Here is a 17,562-nt window from a genome sequence, read left to right on the forward strand (position 1 = left end):
AGATTGGAGATGAAGCTTCAGGACAAACTTGACGCTCTGCGCGACGACTTCGAGAATGGACGTTTTGCGCTGGTGCCCACGCAGGCCCAGCTCGATACTATGCAGCGCGCAACCCGGTCACTGCTCGACAGTCGGCAAGCTGACAGGGCTCTGGAGGCGGGCGATACAGCGCCGGAATTTGCGCTGCGAAAGGCGGGCGGCAACGCCGTAAGTTCGCGTGAGCTGCTGTCGTAGGGGCCGCTGGTCGTGACATTCTATAGGGGCGTCTGGTGCCCTTACTGCAACTACGATCTACAGGCGCTGGAAGAAACACGACCGACGATCGAAGCGCGGGGCACGTCTCGTTGCTATTTCTCCCCAGACGCAGGCAAACAGCCGCAAGTCGCAGCGTGACAACAAGCTGGACTTTCCGATTCTGAGCGATCCGGGCGCCGCCGTTGCGGACAAGTTTGGGCTGCGCTTCTCGCTCCCCGCTGACCTGATCGAAGTCTATCGGCAGTTTGGCGCCGACCTGGAGAAGGTCAACGACGATCCGTCCGAGCTGCTGCCGGTCCTCGTTCGCCTTCGTGTCAGCACTCCGGATTGAATCTTTTCATCACCTCCAAAACATCAAGAAAGGGATAAATTATGTCGAACAAAATCTATGGCGACCCGGGTTCGGGAAGTCTGCGCCGTGTCACCTCCGCTGCTGCGATCATGGGCATTCCTATCGAGCGCATACAGGTCGATCTCTTCAAGGGCGAGAGCCACGCGCCAGAGTTCCTGAAGAACCTGAACCCACACGGCCTGACGCCGGTGATGGTGGATGGTGATGTTACTCTCTACGAATCCTCAGCGATCAACATCTACCTCGCGGAAAAGGTCGGCAGCGAGCTGCTCGGCGTAACGCCCGAAGAACGGCGCGAAGTGCTGCAATGGATGTTCTGGTCGGGTGAGCAATGGCGGGTCTTCTTCGTGCTCACGTTCGATGAGCGCATCGGCAAGCGCATCCTGGGGCAACCGGAGGACAAGGCGATCGTAGATCTGGCGGCAGCCAAGATCCGCGCGGCAGCCGCCGTGCTGGATGCGCATCTCGCTGACCGGCGCTTCATAGTGGGCGATCATCTGACGCTCGCGGACATCGACATCGCCGCTCCCTTCTCGCAGACCCATCGTACGAAAGCACCCGTCGACGAGTTCCCCAATCTCGTTGCCTGGCACCAGCGCATCCTGGAGACAGTTCCGGCGTGGGCCGAGACGAAGCGCGAGGTCGATCATCGGATCGACAGCGCGCTCGAGGCAGCGGGCATCACCTTGTGAAACGCGCGCCGGATACCCCAAAGGATCCGTCCGGTGCATGACCAGAAAGGCAACCACATGATTATCGACTTGAAAGGCCGTAGGGCCATTGTAACGGGGTCTTCCTCTGGCATCGGCTGGGCGACGGCAGAGGGGCTGGCACGAGCCGGCGTCTCGGTGATCGTCAACGGCCGGAGCCACGCACGGGTTGACAACGCTGTGCGGCAGATGCGCGTGCAGTTTCCAGACAACGACATTTCCGGGATTGTGGCGGATCTTTCGACTGCTGATGGCGCGAGCGCCTTCATCGCGCAGGCGCCGGACGCTGACATCCTGGTCAACAATGTCGGCACGGCGTTGATCAGGGATTATAAGGGCATCGGCGATATCGCCGCGATTCCGGACGATGACTGGCTCGGCCTGTTCCAGCTCAACGTCATGAGTGGCGTGCGCCTCTCGCGCCATTACCTGCCGCGCATGGTAGACAAGGGTTGGGGTCGAGTGGTCTTCGTCAGCAGCGAATCCGCGCTCAACCTTCCCAAGGAAATGCTGGACTACGGCATGACAAAAATTGCGCAACTCGCGGTCTCCAGGGGGCTTGCAGAGGCCGTCGCCGGCACTGGCGTCACCGTCAACGCCGTGCTGCCGGGGCCGACCCGATCAGAGATCCTTGGGAACTTCATGGCAGAGCAAGCCGAGGTTAATGGCATCACGCAGGAGGAGGCCGAACAGGGTTTCCTCCAAGCGCTCCGCCCGACGACCCTGATTAAACGCTTTTCCAGCACCGATGAAGTTGCCAACATGATCGTCTACGCCTGCTCCGAGCAGGCATCCGCCACCAGCGGCGGCGCTCTCCGCGTAGACGGTGGTATCTTTCGATTTGTGGGATAGTCCGCAGCGCCGGACACGGGGGACGATTGCTCCGTGACCGGCGCTACTTTCGATCTGGAACCTGGGCAGTCCACAACGCCTGTCAGCCTTGCGGGTAGAACCGCTGCCTGCCGTTTGATTACAGGACATCAACAAATTCATAGAGTTCGAACGTCAAGGCTAACCATGACGTCCCGGCCTGTATCGGGGAGTGCCCCTGCAAAGCGCTCAACCAAAATTGATGGAACGCAAGCTGCACTGGACGGCGCAATTGCAGACTCATAGGATCTTTTGGCCCCTTCAGGGTCGGGTACCGATCCGACAGCTTGAGCGGTCAGGGCTTTTCCTCGCACCTTGGAAGAAAAGGACTTCTGTCCGATGGTTTGTCATCGCCGCCGCCAAAGCGCCGGAAGATAGACTGCGCAAAAGCGCTCGACAGCGTCTTCTCAACCGTCCGCAAGACTCCGATGCCGAGGCGTGACCTGGGATGGAAAAGGCGGATAATCTCGGGACGCACCGTGCGGCCACCCGCAACAAACGACCGCATTATCTTTTCATAATTCTCAAAGGCTGCAGTGTACGTCGGCTGCTTCCTGAGTTCGCCGGCTAGAACATACGCCCCGATGAGCGCAAGCGGTGTTCCTTGCCCCGTATAGGCGGAGGGGCACCAGGCAGCGTCGCCAGTCAGCACGAAGCGCCCCTTCGACCAGGTTGGTGCGATCACCTGACTCATCGGGCCGAGGTGAAAGTCGGGATCATGATCAAGGTTCGCAAGGATACGAGCGGCTGCGCCACCGGCGCCCCGCAGGGCATCGCTCAGCATCTTCCTTTGTGCAACACCATCAGTATCGCGCGCATCGAACTTCTTACGGAGGAAGGTCACGAGAACGGTCGTATCATTATCATGAACGGGACGCAGCAGCATAAAGGAGCCGCCCTTGCCGTGATGAATTTGCGCCCAATCCTTATCCTCGGGGCTTCTCGGGATTCTGAAGTAGCCTGCGTAAACGCCCAGGTATCGAAAGCCGATATCGTCCTCCATGACGAGCTGCCGGGTAGAGGATCCCACGCCTTCGGCGCTGACAACGAGATCAAACTTCTCGGTCGATCCATCATTGAACGTCACGCAAACGCCATCGTCATGTTGGTTCAGCGCCCTGATGAACGTTCCCAGGCGATAGTCGCAATCATCCCTGGTCTCGTCGTAGAGAATGTGCGCAAGGTCGCCGCGTAGAATCTCATAGGTCGTTGTCAAAGAACCGACGGCGCCCTTCGGCAGCCGCGCTACTGTTTTGTCGCCGTCACCCATGAATTCCACGCCCTTTTCGCGCGTGTTTTTCTCGTTGATCTTTTCTTCGAGGCCCATCAGCTTGATGACTTCCTGTGCGGGACCCTCAATGTCAACATTCTGTCCGCCTGTCCGGAATGTCTTCGATCGTTCGATGACCGTCACACTGTGCCCAGATTTGTTCAGCCAGAAAGCCAGTGTGGGACCCGAGACGCTCGCGCCGGATATCAGGATTTTCTTACGCTCGTTCATGACGGTACTTTCCTCAATCAAGTCCTGTTTTTCCGGGTGACCAATAGGCCTTCGACTTCACGCTCGATGAAGCCATGCCGCTCTTCTTCAGCGCCTGGCTCACGTTCTGTATGGACTGCGCCCGACCTGTGAGGACGAAGCGCGCGCCGCTGGCGACATGGCGCGAGAGATCAGCGCCGATCGCCGCAAGATGCGCATCGCCGTCACGACGCTCGACCACGGTTGCCCGGCCAAGGCCGATTGCTGTCAGAACGCCCCGCGATTCCTCGGCGTCTGAAACTTCGAATATCAGTTCCGCGACCGGGGATTTGCCCTCCATCGCCATCGCCAAGGCAAAGGAGGTTTCGTCGCCGAACAGCACGACTGGCTCGTCACCGCGCGACATGTCGAGTGACCGGCGCGGACCGAAGAATTGGCAAGTGTCACCTTTACGCAGGCTGCCCGCCCACTGGCTGCCCGGGCCGTCGCCGTGCAGGAAAGCCAGAAGCCGCGTTTGTCCGAGATCGGCATCCCAGGACACTGGGGTGTAAGTTCTAGTCGAAAATCCCGCGCCAACTCCAACCTGAACCTTTTGCCCCGGCTGCCAGGTCACGTTTTTCAGATTGTTGCCCTCAAGGTCGACAAACCTGAAGCGCGGCGAAAGTGTTTCAACGGCGGCGATCCGCGCCGGCCGCATCATCCATCGGAGCAGCGCGCGCGTAATCGGTCCGGACGTTGCGGCTGGCTGCGCCGGCGGGGTCGTTTCAGCGTCGAGATTATTCATTTGGCAATTCCGGTGTTACTTGACGATTTCGTAATTGGTGCTCAAAATACGACGAAATATTCATGTTCGCTAATCGCATTAGGGAGCCTTCATGGCTGAACGCCACCAAGCCCAGATTTCCTCGCGAAAACAACCTCAACAGACCCGCTCGATCGAGCTTGTCGAGGCGGTGCTGGATGCCGCTATTCAGGTTTTGGCTTCCGAGGGGGCGCAGCGTTTCACCATGGCCCGCGTCGCCGAGCGCGCTGGTGTCAGCGTCGGTTCAATCTACCAGTACTTCCCCAACAAAGCGGCCATTCTGTTCCGACTTCAGAGTAACGAGTGGGAGCGCACAACCGAAATGTTGCGGGGAATTCTGGAGCCCCGGACGTCGCCGCCGCTCGACCGGCTCCGAGCGGTCGTTCACGAATTCATTCGCTCCGAATGTGAGGAGGCGGATGTCCGGACGGCACTCGATGACGCAGCTCCCCTCTATCGCAACGCTCCCGAGACCCACGAAGCCTTGAAGGCAGGCGCGACACTCATGCGGCGATTCATGTGCGAAGTATTGCCCGATGCCAGCGCGGAGCAGCGCGCGCTCGCCATTAGCCTGATCGAGTTGACTATACGCAGCGTTGGAAAATCTTACTCGGAAACCACGCGCACGAGCGACGAGATCGGCGCTTTCGCCGAGGCCATGGCCGATATGTTTGTTGCATACCTTTCACAGCTCAGCCAAACCGCCGAGCAATGATGGTCAGCCTTGGCCAGCAGCACATTTCGGATCAAGGTGCACCCGAAGGTAGACTGGCGGGAAACGGCGCCGATCTGGTCATTTGTTTTCTCGCACGCTGACTTCCGCTTTCAGGTGAGCGTAACGGTTAATCGATTGGCCGTACCGCACGTTTATATTTCCGAAGAACCAGGGCGTTCCTGAGGATCAGGCCATCTCCGTCGAATCGATGATTCTCGTTCCCGTCTGATGACCAAGCGCGGCGTCGAGCAAAACTTCCGCGATCTTGGCAGCAGGATTGATCCGCCAAGCTTTGGGCAGGATGGGGCTGAGAAATTTTAGTGTAAGCGTCGCCACATGCTCGCCGGCACGCCGTTCAGCCCGATCGCACGAGCGTCAGCGACGGGAAGGCCAGCGCAGCCAGATCAGCTTCCACCTCACCCTTTACCCGCGAATAGAAGAACGGCGAATTGCGGTTGGCGCCCTTGGCGGAGACGACGGCAAAGGGATAGTCGTGATCGACTTGGCGAAACGCTTCACGCGAACCCGCCTTACCGATCGTCGTCCCGAGAGTACAGATCGCTGCTTCGGCTTGCCACCAGTCGGCATCTTTCGGCAGATCGTCGAAACGGACGACCGGTGCGGTGAGCTTGCGATGCGTGACCGCCAGGGGACGACGCGCTGGTGCGACCACGGTTTCGATCCGTGGATTTGCGAGGGCCTGGGTGAGAGTTGCGCCGATCAGCAGAAGCTTCATGTCAAATCTCCGACGCCTGCCGTTTCCAGATATCAGCCTGCTCCTTGCGAACCATCTCCTCGGCGCTGGCGGGGTACACAGTTCGATAGGGCGGCTTGTCGGTCTCGATGACGCCGATCATCGCTTCAATCATTTCGGCTGGATCGTGCTGGCGGTTGAGTTCGCGCACCGGCCAGTGCGCGACGACACGCTCGCCCTGGCCCCCCCACTGGTCCATGCTCTCCATGCCGGTGTCGTGGAAGCCGGTGCGGAATGCACCGGGGTTCACCGTCACGACCTCGACGCCATAGGGTTTTAGAGCGTGTCCGCTTTACTGGGGGTCATATCCGCACGATTTGAAGTAGTTGGCGCATTCTTGTGGTTCGAACAGCGTAACGATTTGGCCAACGGTATTCCATAAGCCGTCGACCGTTCGCTCGGCTTTTGCGCGCAAGACGGCCTTGAGCTTCGCGAATGCCTTCTCGATTGGGTTGAAGTCGGGACTGTATGGAGGAAGGTAAAGCAACCGGCATCCGGCGTCTTCGATTGCGTGACGTACTCCTTCCGCTTTGTGTGCAGGCAGATTATCCATGATGACGATGTCGCCCGGCACCAAGGTTGGAATGAGAACCTGCTGGACATAGGCCTGGAATGCTACCCCGTTCATCGCGCCGTCCAAAACCATGGGTGCGGTCATTCCAGATAGCCTGAGGGCTCCGGTAAACGTCGTCGTCTTCCAATGGCCGTGCGGGACCGGTGAGCGGCATCTATCTCCGCAAGGGGCCCGTCCACGAAGCCGGGACATCTTCGTGCTCAGGCCGGTTTCATCGATGAAGACGAGCCGCGCCGGATCGAGATCGAGTTGGTCGTCGAACCAATCCTGACGACGTTTCAGCAGGTCAGGACGCTCCTGCTCCAGTGCATGCGCGGTCTTTTTTTGAAAGTCCAACCGCGCTTTCGCAGCCAGACGTCAAGCGCGCTGCGGCCGATCGATACGGCTCTGTCCTCGCGCAATCGCAGAACCATCTCGTTGAGCGTGATATCCTTTTCCTCTTCGATTATGCGGATGATGAAGTCCTCGTGAGCATCGAGGCGTGAACCACCGCGTCGGCCCTGCTTGGCAGGCGTCAACTGGGCCGCCCGTGCGCTGGCAATCCAGGCGATGGCCGTTGAAATGCCAATTCCAAATCTGGCTGCCGCCGATCTCGCCGACATGCCATCGCGTGACGCAGCCAGAACGCGGCTACGCAAATCATCACTGAAAGCTCGGGTCATATTGCCTCCGACCAAATCACCAGTCGAAGCGATAGAATCAGAATTCGGAAGCCAGGGGAATCCTCAACCCGATTCCGCGTTCAATGGACGTGCTCTAGTTCTTCATGCATCGCTGAGCAGATGCCTTCGACTGCATGCTTTGAAGCCGCGTAAGCGCCGTCGAACAGCACCTTGACGAGGCCGGCGAACGACGAGGTCCACACGATCCGGCCCGCGTCGCGTTTCACCATGGCCCGAGCGAAGCCCTGCGCCAATTCCAGCGCCGAAAACACATTGGTCTCGAAAACAGAGCGGAACACGGCCATGGGAATTTCGACCATCGGCCCGGATTCCATGATGCCAGCATTGTTGAACAATACGTCGATCTCCAGCGCAAACGCATTGGCGCGGTCTATCTCGTTGAGGACATCGAGCTTGATGACCTGCATCTCGATGCCATCAGCCTTAGCCGCGTTGCGCAGCTCCCAGACCTGCGGCCAAATCTGGCAGCTTGCGATGACCTTGTGACCGCGCCGGGCGAGACCGAAGGCCACGCCGCGCCAGTTATGAGGATTGTCTTTCCCATCGCACTCTTCCTGTCTTCAGCGCATCAACCGGCGATCTCGCCGTTGCGGATCGCTACCCGGATCGCCTGCGCAGTCGTCGTAACGCCCAGACGTTTGCGAATTCGCCGCAGGTGATTTTCCACTGTCCGTTCGGAAAGGCCCAGCGTTGCCGCAATCTCAACCTGTCGTCGGCCCGCGGCGGTCCAGGCCAGCACTTCCCGTTCGCGATCCGACAGAGATCCAACAGCTTCGACCGCCGCTTCCAACAGCTTGTGTGCGGAGAAAAACGCCGTCGCCGCTATCAGCGCCAGAACCAGTCGTGCCTGGTGCGACGCATCGATCCGTTGGCCGCCCAGGCTCATCGCTCCTTCCAGTCCCAGCGGGCCGAAGACCGGGACTTGAAGCCCGTGAATGCCCTGTCCGCGTGGATGGCGGACGATATTGTACAGCTCGCCTTCCTTGGCCATGGTCTTGGTCCAGAAAAACGGCTCGCGCGCTTCGAGGATATGGCGGGTCACCGGACAGCGCCGGACATAAGTCTCGGCATCGACGCTTTCGCCGCCACCGAACCAGTCACCCTCGACCCAATAGATACGCTCGACTATCTCGTCCTGCGTGGCGGATGCCGAAAACAGCACGAAGCGGTCATACCCCAGCGGCCCGGCAAAGGCGCGAACCTCATCTTTAATCGCGGCAAGGCTGTCCGCGACCTCGATCGCGAGGGCACTTCGAAATGCCTGTTGTGCCGAGACCGGTTCCGTCATCCGTCGGCGACCTCCTTGAGCAACGCTCCCGCCGCAAGCTTACCGAGATTGTTTCCCGCCAAAGGGCTGTCGCCGGTCAAGAGCTTGCGGTCCTGATGCACGGCGCCGGAAATATCATTGTTGATGATATCAAATCCCAGTGCCTTCAGTTTCTCGCCGAATTTCCAGGTCAGATGACCTGGCATGTAGCCGATGTCCGGGGTCTTGGCATCGAGCGTGTCCGGAAAGGCGCAGATCTTGTAACCGCGATAGATATCGCTGCCGCCCACCGCCAGGAACGCCGCCGGGCCATGGCATAGCGAGATGACGAACCGGTCCTTCGCCGCTGCCCATTCGAGCGCCGCCGCGACGTCCTTGCTTTCAGGCAGGCCGATCAGGGCGCCATGTCCACCGGGAACGAAGATCGCGATATAGTCATCGAGGCCGCCTTTTACCACGTCGGAGAGCTTCAGCGGCTGCTTGAACTGCGGATGATACTTCGCGAAGAAGCCCTTCACCTCTTCATCTTTGGATGGCATCGCCCAATACTCGAACTTGACCGGGTTACCTGACACGGTCGCCACGTCGAAGGAGAAGCCCGCCTTGTCGAGGTGATACATCGGCAGTAGCGTCTCGACGGGATGATTACCGGTCGAGAAGAAGCTTCCGTTGTCGGTCAGCAGATAGCGCTCGTCGGCGCCGATCATCAGCACCTTCTTCCCGCCCTTGTAGGGATTGGGATAGTCCGCGCCGCTCAGGTCGGATTTCGGCGACGTGAACTGCCTGAGCGAGTAGCGTGAGGGAAAAAACGCATTCTCCTCTGCGGGGTCGGGTTGCGGGTTCTTATCGGAAGCTTTCTGGTCAGACATAGCAGCGCCTCATTGCGTTTTGTCCTGTGATGACAAAAGCTAGGGCAGAGCCCAGCCTAGCAAAATGAGGGATTTCCCTCAACGAAGGACACTGAATCCCGCTTCGAACCGAACCACCCTTCATGCAGTTGACGATGGACAAGATGTGGCCGTGTCCGTCGAGTGCAGCATGGAGGATGGAGATCGAGTACGCCCTGCCAGACGAAAACCGCCATTCCGACCGTGCGCGATTCGAACTTTTGTGCCGCGAAACGCCGCCGTTTCTACGCATTTTTCGCTCGGCTGCTTCCGACTCTTCACGCGCCCGCAGTTTTGGCGGCTATGGCGTACTGCAGAGGATAATCGGCGGAATTTGGCGCACCCGACAGGATTCGAACCTGTGACCTCTGCCTTCGGAGGGCAGCACTCTATCCAGCTGAGCTACGGGTGCAGCAAAAGGGCTTGAAAGCCTGAACAATGGCGGTTCTAGCCGAAGCAGAAGAATGCAGCAATGCCTTATTTCAGGAATCTCGTTGAAATGAACACGGTTCCGCCACAACCCACCGGCTTTTAATGTTAACGCGGGATGACGGAAGTGAACAGGTTCAAAAAGCGCAACAAAAGGTGAAATATTTTTGTCGGGATTTCGCGGTCGCCTTACGGGCAATAAATGCCAACCGGAAAATAAATATCCCGGCACAATAGACAACTATTATGCCGGGAAATGACTTCAAGTCAGCTCGGATGGTTACAGGTTCGAGGGAACCACGCCGCCATTGTCCTTAAGCTTCTGTATCACCTGCTTGTGAAGCCAGATATTCATCGTAGCCGAATCGCTGGTGTCGCCGGTATAGCCCAGCTCGTTGGCCAATTCCTTACGGTGTTCCAGGCTGCTATCCAGTCCTAGAGCCTTCATCAGGTCCACGATCGACGTCTTCCAGTTTAGATTTTGGCCACTTTTCTTGACGGCAGCATCCAAAACGGCACTGACATCAACGGAACCCGCCGCATCAGCTGTTTCGGAGGGCTGGGGTGCAGCCGTTTCCGTCACTGTCGGGTTGGGAGCGGCCGTCTCAGTGGACGGTGTCGCAGCTTGTGCCTGCCCCCAGATAGCGCCCTTGATTTTGTCGAAAATGCCCATATCAAACTCCAGTCGTTAAACAGGATAATCCGACTTGCGATAGGTACATCGCATTGTCGGAATTTATCGCCGGTCCAGAGAATTCAAAACCGATCACAGCAAAAGAATGCATGTTTTAACGATAGGTTCCAGACAATATTATATGTCAAAGGCAATATATATGTGAGCACACAAAGCCAAACCTTTGACAGCTATAGGTGCCGAACATTTTAATGCTAATTCATCCTAAATTAAATGGAGCGCGTTCGGTTTGGCGGAGATAATAATGTTCCAGCGTCACATCCGGTAAGTCGCAAAGTCGAACGTGATCTACGCCTTTGCTTTCAACGGTTGGCGTTTTTTCAAAACCGGTTCGCACCGCGAACAGACAAAACAGAACAGCCCCCCATATCAGGAAGGGTGCTGCGGCGATCAGAATAAAAACATACCGCGTTGTTTCCATAACAGGGGATTTTGCACTTATTCTTTAAGGTCGTCAAATCATCAAACATCTTTCACAGCGGCAGTTGGCAATAGATATTCGTTATCTTGCCGGTTATGGCGATGAAAAACTCTGACACAACGCAATCGGATCGGACCGCCTTTTTTCGATGCAATAAATATCTCGCAGAAACAGAAGTTGCATTTCCGCCACAATGCGTTGCATAGATGCAACGCTATTGGGTATCATGGTTAATATGAACACAGCGAATCTGGCAACTACACAGCAGCAGGAAGAGCAGCCTTCGTATCGCGGCGAGGGGCGCAGGCTGTTGGCCTTGCCTGGCATCATTACGGTTGTTTCCGCGCTGATTACCGCTTCCATCTCGTTTGCCATTTTGATCGGCGTAACGCCATTGACGCCTGACCGCACGGTTACGCTTGTTCTGGTGATCGTCAATGTTGCGCTGATTGTTTTCCTTATCCTGCTGATCTGCCGTGAAATCTACCGCATCGTAACGGCACGAAGGCTCGGCAAGGCGGCATCGCGGCTGCATGTGCGTATCGTTGCGCTATTTTCGCTAATCGCGGCTGTACCGGCAATCGTGGTCGCAATCGTTGCTTCAGTGACGCTCAATCTCGGCCTCGACAGATGGTTTGATACCAATACGCGTGACATCGTCAGTTCGTCGCAAAGCCTGACGACTGCCTATATTCGAGAGACGGCACTCAATCTGCAAAGCACGTCCTATTCCATGCTGCAGGACCTTGACGCCCAGCGCACACTCTACAGCCTCGACCGCGGCGGCTTCATCGAATTAATAACCTTGCAGACGCGAGGCCGTGGCTTGCTGGGCGCATTTCTGGTGCGCGAAAACGGCAATGTGGTGGTAAAAAGCGATACCGGCATTGAAAGCCGCCTGCCACCACCGACCGAGGATGCGCTTAAAACCGCTCCCGATGGCAAGCCGGTTATTATCCCGCCCGGAAACAGTAATTTTGTTGGCGCGCTTATCAAGATGCGCGAGATACCAGACGTTTATCTCTATACGGTGCGTTCGGTAGATTCACAGATTTTGGATGCCATGCGCCTGATGGAGGCAAATACACAGCGTTATCAGGAAATGGATGCCACCCGCATTCCGACCCAGATCGCCTTTGCGCTGCTTTATTTCGGTCTGACGCTGATCGTGCTTCTCTCGGCGATCTGGACGGGGATTGCGGTCGCGGACCGGCTGGTACGTCCCATCCGCCTTTTGATCGGCGCAGCTGATGAGGTTACGGCTGGCAATCTCGACGTGTCGGTGCCGGTGCGCTCGTCCGACGGCGATGTTGGTGCTTTGTCCGGCACCTTCAACAATATGGTTGCCGAACTCAATAGCCAGCGTAACGAATTGATCTCCGCCAAGGACCAGATTGATGAGCGTCGACGGTTCTCCGAAGCGGTGCTTTCTGGGGTTACGGCGGGCGTCATCGGCATTGAGAATGATGGCTCCATATCGATCCTCAACCGCTCAGCTGAACATATGTTCGGGGTTACCTCGCAGGAGGCCATCGGTAAGAACCTGACCCGGATTGCGCCTGAAATAGGCCAGGCTTTCGAGGTTGCACGTACTGGCGGAAAGACTGTGCATCGCGAGCAGGTCAGCATGACGCGCGGTGGTGGGGCCAGAACTTTCAATGTACAGTTGACCGTGGAAGACGCGGCATCCGACGACCATTCCTATGTGGTCACCGTCGACGACATCACCGATCTGGTTCAGGCGCAACGATCATCCGCCTGGGCCGATGTCGCGCGCCGCATCGCGCATGAGATCAAGAACCCACTGACCCCCATCCAGCTTTCGGCAGAGCGCATTCGCCGCCGTTATGGCAAAGTAATCACCGAGGATCGGGAAGTGTTCGATCAATGTACCGACACCATTATCCGTCAGGTGGGCGATATCGGTCGCATGGTCGATGAGTTTTCGGCTTTTGCCCGCATGCCTAAGCCGGAAATCCGGTCTATGGATCTGCGTGAAGCTCTGCGCGAGGCGTCTTTCCTTGTCGAGGTGAGCCGCAGCGATATCAAATTCGAAAATGATTTTGGTTCGCAAAAGCTGATAGGATCGTTTGATAGCCGCTTGATCGGACAGGCTTTTGGCAATGTTATCAAGAATGCCAGCGAGGCAATTGACGCGCTGCCAAAGGAAGATCGCGGCGAGGGGCATATCCTCGTCCGCTCCTACAGCTCTGAAGGGCACCTTTCGGTCGACGTGATCGACAATGGCAAAGGCCTTCCGGGTGATGACCGGCAAAAATTGCTCGAACCCTATATGACAACGCGCGAAAAAGGCACGGGTCTTGGACTGGCCATCGTGCGCAAGATCGTTGAGGACCATGGCGGGAGTTTGGAATTGCATGACGCACCAGCTAATTTTCATGGAGGACGGGGCGCAATGATAAGAATGATTTTTCCGCAGCAGGAAAACGTTGCGGCCGTTAGCGGTGCCGGAAATGATAAATTTGATATAGCTGGGCAGGTGAACTGATATGGCAGCCGATATTCTGGTAGTTGATGATGAAGCCGACATTCGGGAACTCGTAGCCGGTATTTTGAGTGACGAAGGGCATGAAACGCGAACTGCATCTGATGCGGATAGCGCGCTGGCGGCAATTGGCGACCGCGTGCCCCGGCTGGTCTTTCTCGATATCTGGCTTCAGGGCAGTCGCCTCGATGGCCTTTCCCTTTTGGATGAAATCAAGAAGATGCACCCTGATCTGCCAGTCGTGATGATTTCCGGACATGGCAATATCGAAACGGCAGTGTCGTCTATTCGCCGTGGCGCCTATGATTTTATCGAAAAGCCGTTCAAGGCCGATCGGCTGATACTCGTCGCCGATCGGGCGCTGGAAACCTCCAAACTCAAGCGCGAAGTCTCCAACCTGCGCAAGCGGTCCGGGCATACGCTCGAACTGGTCGGCAACTCGCTCGCAATGAGCCAGTTGCGTCAGGTAATCGAGCGCGTGGCGCCGACCAACAGCCGTATCATGGTCACCGGACCGTCTGGCGCCGGCAAGGAACTGGTGGCACGCGCCATTCATGCACAATCGAGCCGCGCCAACGGTCCGTTCGTAACACTTAATGCCGCAGCTATCACGCCGGAGCGTATGGAAATCGAGCTCTTTGGCACGGAAATGGATGGTGGTGAGCGCAAGGTCGGAGCGCTGGAAGAAGCGCATGGCGGCATTCTTTATCTGGATGAAATCGCCGACATGCCGCGCGAGACCCAGAACAAGATCTTGCGTGTTTTGGTTGACCAGCAGTTCGAACGCGTCGGCGGCACCAAGCGCGTGAAGGTTGATGTGCGTATCATTTCTTCCACGGCGCAGAATCTCGAAGGCATGATCGCCGAAGGTGTGTTTCGAGAGGATTTATTCCATCGTCTCTCGGTGGTACCGGTGCAGGTGCCGCCATTGGCTGCTCGCCGCGAGGATATTCCAGATCTTGTCGCATATTTCATGAAGCAGATTGCCGAGCAGGCGGGAATCAAGCCGCGAAATATCCGCGAGGATGCCATGGCCGTTTTGCAGGCGCATAGCTGGCCGGGCAATATCCGCCAGCTTCGCAACAATGTTGAACGGCTGATGATTCTGGCACGTGGGGATGACCCGGACGCACCGGTCACTGCCGATCTTTTGCCTGCTGAAATTGGCGACACCCTGCCGCGTGCACCCACTGATTCAGACCAGCACATCATGGCCCTGCCATTGCGCGAAGCACGGGAACGCTTTGAAAAGGAATATCTTATTGCCCAGATCAACCGTTTCGGTGGCAATATTTCGCGTACCGCCGAATTTGTCGGCATGGAACGCTCGGCATTGCATCGCAAATTGAAATCGCTCGGCGTATAAGGAACTTCAGTTCAATCATACGGAGCGCATATGCGGGTTATCGTTTGCGGGGCGGGGCAGGTCGGGTACGGCATAGCCGAGCGTCTGTCGCTGGAAGAAAATGACGTATCGGTCATTGATACTTCGGCGCGTCATATCGAGATCGTGCGCGATACGCTGGACGTGCGCGGCTTTGTCGGCCACGGCTCGCATCCTGATGTGCTGGCGGCAGCCGGTGCGGATGAAGCCGACATGATCATTGCCGTAACGCTATCCGATGAGGTCAACATGGTGGCCTGTCAGGTGGCGCATTCGGTTTTTAACGTTCCGACTAAAATTGCCCGCATTCGCGCGCAGTCCTATCTGCAGGATGAATATCAGGACCTTTTCCTGCGCGAAAACCTTCCGATCGATGTGATCATTTCGCCAGAACTCGAAGTGGGCGAGGTGGTGCTGCGCCGCATCGCCCTTCAGGGCGCCAATGACGTCTTACGCTTTGCGGACGACAAGATCATCGGTCTTGCCATCGAGTGTCTGGAGGAATGCCCGGTCATCAATACGCCGCTCAAGCAATTGACCGATCTGTTTCCCGATCTTGCAGCTACAGTCGTCGGCGTGGTGCGAAACGACAGCCTTTTCATCCCGCGCTCATCGGACGAGTTGAATGCCGGCGATCTCGCTTATGTGGTGACGACGCGAGAGCAGGTCCGTCGCACATTGGCGCTGTTCGGGCACGAAAAGCCGGAAGCACACCGCATCGTCATCGTAGGCGGCGGCAATATCGGGCTCTACGTCGCAAAGGCGATTGAAGAGCGCAAATGGCAGACGCGTGTGAAGATGATTGAAAGCGATCAGGAGCGGGCATTTCTCGTCGCGGACCATTTGAAGCGAACGATGGTGCTGCACGGTAGCGCGCTTGATCAGGCGCTGTTGCAGGAAGCCGAAGTGCAGGACGCCGATCTGATGGTGGCGCTGACCAATCAGGATCAGGTCAATATTCTGTCCAGCATCATGGCCAAACGACTTGGTTGCAAGACCAACATGGCGCTTATCAACACGGTTGCCTATCAGGATTTCACGTCCATGGTCGGGATCGACGCCTATATCAATCCAAAGGCTGTGACGATTTCCAAAATTCTTCAGCATGTCCGGCGCGGGCGTATCCGCGCTGTCTATAGCGTATATCGTGACCGGGCTGAAATCATTGAAGCCGAAGCACTCGAAACTTCGTCGCTTGTCGGAGCACCATTGCGCGATCTTGATCTGCCAGTAGGTCTAAGAATCGGTGCGATCTATCGTGACGGGAAGGTTATCCGCCCCAATGGCGACGTTCGAATAAAACCGAAGGACCGCGTGGTCATATTCGCTACTTCCGATACCGTTAAACATGTGGAACAAATGTTCCGTGTAAGTCTCGAGTTTTTTTGAATAATTTCTTGGGCGATATGGTCTTTTTTATTGAGGGGTGTCATGGATATCTGTACCTTCTGGTATGGTCCACGTTTGCGCGAGGTTGATCGTATCTGCCTTGCATCCATGGTGATGACGGGCCAGCGGGTAAAACTCTTTACCTATGCGCCGGTGGAAAACTTGCCCGCCGGTGTTGAACTGCACGATGCGGAAACGATCTTGCCGGAGAAGACGTTCAGGCGGCTTGATCCAAATTATCCCAATTTGCGAACCCGGCGGACAATAGTCCAATTTAGCGATCTCTTCCGTATCATGTTGATGAAGCATGAGCAGGGGGTATGGCTGGATACGGATGTCTATCTGGTAAAGCAGTTTCACCCCGACCCTTCGGTTCCTTATCTCGCACGCGAGAACCGTTTTCGCGTCGGCGTATCGGCACTCTATCTTCCCAAAGATCATCCGATCATCGATGAGTTCGAAACCTATATTGGTGCCTCATATCCCTTGCCGCGCTGGCTCGGTATCCGGCGGGGAAAGCTGCGTCCGCTTTACTACCGCATGATTGGCAAGGAAGTGACGCCAGCCTCGATCGGTATCACCGTTTTCGGAAATGACGGTATTTCTCGGCTTGCTCGCAAATACGGGAATTTTAAAACCGCGGCTCCGCAAGAGAATTTCTATTACTGGGTCGGGCGCGATGCCACGCGAATCTATGATCCGGCCTATGGACTGGAACCTTTAAGACATCCCGATTTCATCGGGTTTCACATTCACAAAAAACACAAGGAGGTGGTGTCGTTACGCTCCGGCAGCTTCTATGTCTGGGCGATGGATCGGGTCAAAGCATTGGTTTGACGTCAACCATTGTATGCCATCACTATATCTGCTGTAACGCCAATTTGCATGCGTTAGACTAAATTGCCGGTTGCGCAAAAATTTCACTCCTGTTAACCGAGGCCGAAGGGGGAAGCATCTGTCTTTCCACAGCAATTGCGAATGAGTGCCGGTTTCGTGCATTCCGGTGCTTGATTTATATGCATGCGCATGCTCGTCTAACGCATCGCGGACAGGCTGCTGATCGATTAAAGGAATAAAAACAATGGCTGAACGATCGCAAAATCTTCAAGATCTTTTTCTCAACTCCGTACGCAAGCAGAAGATTTCGCTAACGATCTTTCTGATCAATGGCGTGAAACTGACGGGTATTGTCACTTCATTTGATAATTTCTGTGTGCTGCTTCGCCGCGATGGTCATTCCCAGCTTGTCTACAAGCATGCTATTTCGACCATCATGCCAAGCCAGCCTGTGCAGATGTTTGAAGGCGAGGAAGCCTGAGGCTTTTCGTCTTTCCAAAGATCAAATTGATAAGAGCGCCTTTGATCTGATTTTTCAGATCGGCGCTTTTGT

20 protein-coding genes and 1 tRNA gene are annotated in these 17,562 nt (G+C 56.5%); 10 read left to right on the top strand and 11 right to left on the bottom strand.

Translation table 11 applies throughout. The features are described 5' to 3' along the window. The first annotated feature begins 9 nt into the window (after positions 1-9). The 4 genes from AAIB41_RS03255 to AAIB41_RS03270 all read left to right on the top strand — a co-directional run bounded on the left by AAIB41_RS03255 (position 10) and on the right by AAIB41_RS03270 (position 2,169). The gene (locus tag AAIB41_RS03255) at positions 10-234 is read left to right on the top strand and encodes a hypothetical protein (RefSeq protein WP_343314176.1); all 225 of its coding nucleotides are present in this window, start codon (positions 10-12) and stop codon (positions 232-234) included. A 115-nt stretch (positions 235-349) separates the two neighbouring features. Continuing rightward, positions 350-586: a hypothetical protein gene (locus tag AAIB41_RS03260; RefSeq protein ID WP_343314795.1), complete on the top strand. Its 237-nt coding sequence runs from the start codon at positions 350-352 to the stop codon at positions 584-586. Between the two features lie 41 nt (positions 587-627). Then, positions 628-1,299, top strand: a complete 672-nt coding sequence (locus AAIB41_RS03265) for a glutathione S-transferase family protein (RefSeq protein WP_343314177.1) — start codon at positions 628-630, stop codon at positions 1,297-1,299. A 57-nt stretch (positions 1,300-1,356) separates the two neighbouring features. After that, entirely contained in the window at positions 1,357-2,169 is an 813-nt protein-coding gene (locus tag AAIB41_RS03270; protein ID WP_343314796.1) for an SDR family oxidoreductase, read from the top strand. Positions 2,170-2,482: 313 nt separating this feature from the next. Here AAIB41_RS03270 and AAIB41_RS03275 read toward each other — a convergent pair whose 3' ends face one another. Next, positions 2,483-3,688, bottom strand: coding sequence for an FAD-dependent monooxygenase (locus AAIB41_RS03275; RefSeq protein ID WP_343314178.1), 1,206 nt, complete (start codon positions 3,686-3,688; stop codon positions 2,483-2,485). A gap of 13 nt (positions 3,689-3,701) precedes the next feature. Beyond that, the gene (locus AAIB41_RS03280) at positions 3,702-4,451 is read right to left on the bottom strand and encodes a siderophore-interacting protein (RefSeq protein ID WP_343314179.1); all 750 of its coding nucleotides are present in this window, start codon (positions 4,449-4,451) and stop codon (positions 3,702-3,704) included. Between the two features lie 91 nt (positions 4,452-4,542). Between AAIB41_RS03280 and AAIB41_RS03285 the strand changes: the two genes are divergently transcribed. Further along, the gene (locus tag AAIB41_RS03285; protein ID WP_343314180.1) at positions 4,543-5,184 is read left to right on the top strand and encodes a TetR family transcriptional regulator; all 642 of its coding nucleotides are present in this window, start codon (positions 4,543-4,545) and stop codon (positions 5,182-5,184) included. 186 nt (positions 5,185-5,370) lie between these two features. Here the strand turns inward: AAIB41_RS03285 and AAIB41_RS03290 are convergent, their stop codons facing one another. The 9 genes from AAIB41_RS03290 to AAIB41_RS03330 all read right to left on the bottom strand — a co-directional run bounded on the left by AAIB41_RS03290 (position 5,371) and on the right by AAIB41_RS03330 (position 10,451). Then, positions 5,371-5,520: a hypothetical protein gene (locus AAIB41_RS03290; protein WP_343314181.1), complete on the bottom strand. Its 150-nt coding sequence runs from the start codon at positions 5,518-5,520 to the stop codon at positions 5,371-5,373. A 19-nt stretch (positions 5,521-5,539) separates the two neighbouring features. Next, complete coding sequence (locus tag AAIB41_RS03295; RefSeq protein WP_343314182.1) at positions 5,540-5,920, bottom strand: hypothetical protein; 381 nt, start codon at positions 5,918-5,920, stop codon at positions 5,540-5,542. A gap of 1 nt (position 5,921) precedes the next feature. After that, positions 5,922-6,194 (bottom strand): hypothetical protein, encoded by a 273-nt coding sequence (locus AAIB41_RS03300; RefSeq protein WP_343314183.1) that lies wholly within the window; start codon positions 6,192-6,194, stop codon positions 5,922-5,924. A gap of 36 nt (positions 6,195-6,230) precedes the next feature. Then, positions 6,231-7,174 (bottom strand): IS630 family transposase gene (locus AAIB41_RS03305; RefSeq protein ID WP_343313482.1). Its coding sequence is split into 2 segments (ribosomal slippage): positions 6,231-6,850 and positions 6,850-7,174, totalling 945 coding nucleotides; the frame shifts between segments, so codons are not numbered across the junction. 80 nt (positions 7,175-7,254) lie between these two features. Beyond that, positions 7,255-7,707 (bottom strand): SDR family NAD(P)-dependent oxidoreductase, encoded by a 453-nt coding sequence (locus AAIB41_RS03310; protein WP_343314184.1) that lies wholly within the window; start codon positions 7,705-7,707, stop codon positions 7,255-7,257. A 56-nt stretch (positions 7,708-7,763) separates the two neighbouring features. Next, positions 7,764-8,483 (bottom strand): PA1136 family autoinducer-binding transcriptional regulator, encoded by a 720-nt coding sequence (locus tag AAIB41_RS03315; protein ID WP_343314185.1) that lies wholly within the window; start codon positions 8,481-8,483, stop codon positions 7,764-7,766. Continuing rightward, positions 8,480-9,331: a glyoxalase III HchA gene (hchA, locus tag AAIB41_RS03320; RefSeq protein ID WP_343314186.1), complete on the bottom strand. Its 852-nt coding sequence runs from the start codon at positions 9,329-9,331 to the stop codon at positions 8,480-8,482. The genes AAIB41_RS03315 and hchA overlap by 4 nt, the downstream gene beginning before the upstream one ends. Positions 9,332-9,684: 353 nt before the next feature. Then, a tRNA-Arg gene (locus AAIB41_RS03325) sits at positions 9,685-9,761 on the bottom strand. Between the two features lie 297 nt (positions 9,762-10,058). Then, positions 10,059-10,451, bottom strand: a complete 393-nt coding sequence (locus AAIB41_RS03330; RefSeq protein ID WP_343314187.1) for a DUF3597 domain-containing protein — start codon at positions 10,449-10,451, stop codon at positions 10,059-10,061. A gap of 635 nt (positions 10,452-11,086) precedes the next feature. Between AAIB41_RS03330 and AAIB41_RS03335 the strand changes: the two genes are divergently transcribed. The 5 genes from AAIB41_RS03335 (at position 11,087) to hfq (ending at position 17,490) form a co-directional block, all read left to right on the top strand. Beyond that, positions 11,087-13,402, top strand: a complete 2,316-nt coding sequence (locus AAIB41_RS03335) for a PAS domain-containing sensor histidine kinase (RefSeq protein ID WP_343314188.1) — start codon at positions 11,087-11,089, stop codon at positions 13,400-13,402. Between the two features lies 1 nt (position 13,403). Then, positions 13,404-14,765: a sigma-54 dependent transcriptional regulator gene (locus tag AAIB41_RS03340; protein WP_343314189.1), complete on the top strand. Its 1,362-nt coding sequence runs from the start codon at positions 13,404-13,406 to the stop codon at positions 14,763-14,765. Positions 14,766-14,795: 30 nt separating this feature from the next. After that, the gene (gene trkA / locus AAIB41_RS03345) at positions 14,796-16,172 is read left to right on the top strand and encodes a Trk system potassium transporter TrkA (protein ID WP_343314190.1); all 1,377 of its coding nucleotides are present in this window, start codon (positions 14,796-14,798) and stop codon (positions 16,170-16,172) included. A 42-nt stretch (positions 16,173-16,214) separates the two neighbouring features. After that, complete coding sequence (locus tag AAIB41_RS03350) at positions 16,215-17,009, top strand: hypothetical protein (RefSeq protein WP_343314192.1); 795 nt, start codon at positions 16,215-16,217, stop codon at positions 17,007-17,009. Positions 17,010-17,253: 244 nt separating this feature from the next. Then, a complete protein-coding gene (hfq, locus tag AAIB41_RS03355) occupies positions 17,254-17,490 on the top strand; it encodes an RNA chaperone Hfq (RefSeq protein ID WP_002964239.1) in 237 nt (78 codons plus the stop codon). The last annotated feature ends 72 nt before the right edge of the window (positions 17,491-17,562 follow it).

It is taken from the genome of Brucella sp. BE17, assembly GCF_039545455.1.
GTDB lineage: Bacteria > Pseudomonadota > Alphaproteobacteria > Rhizobiales > Rhizobiaceae > Brucella.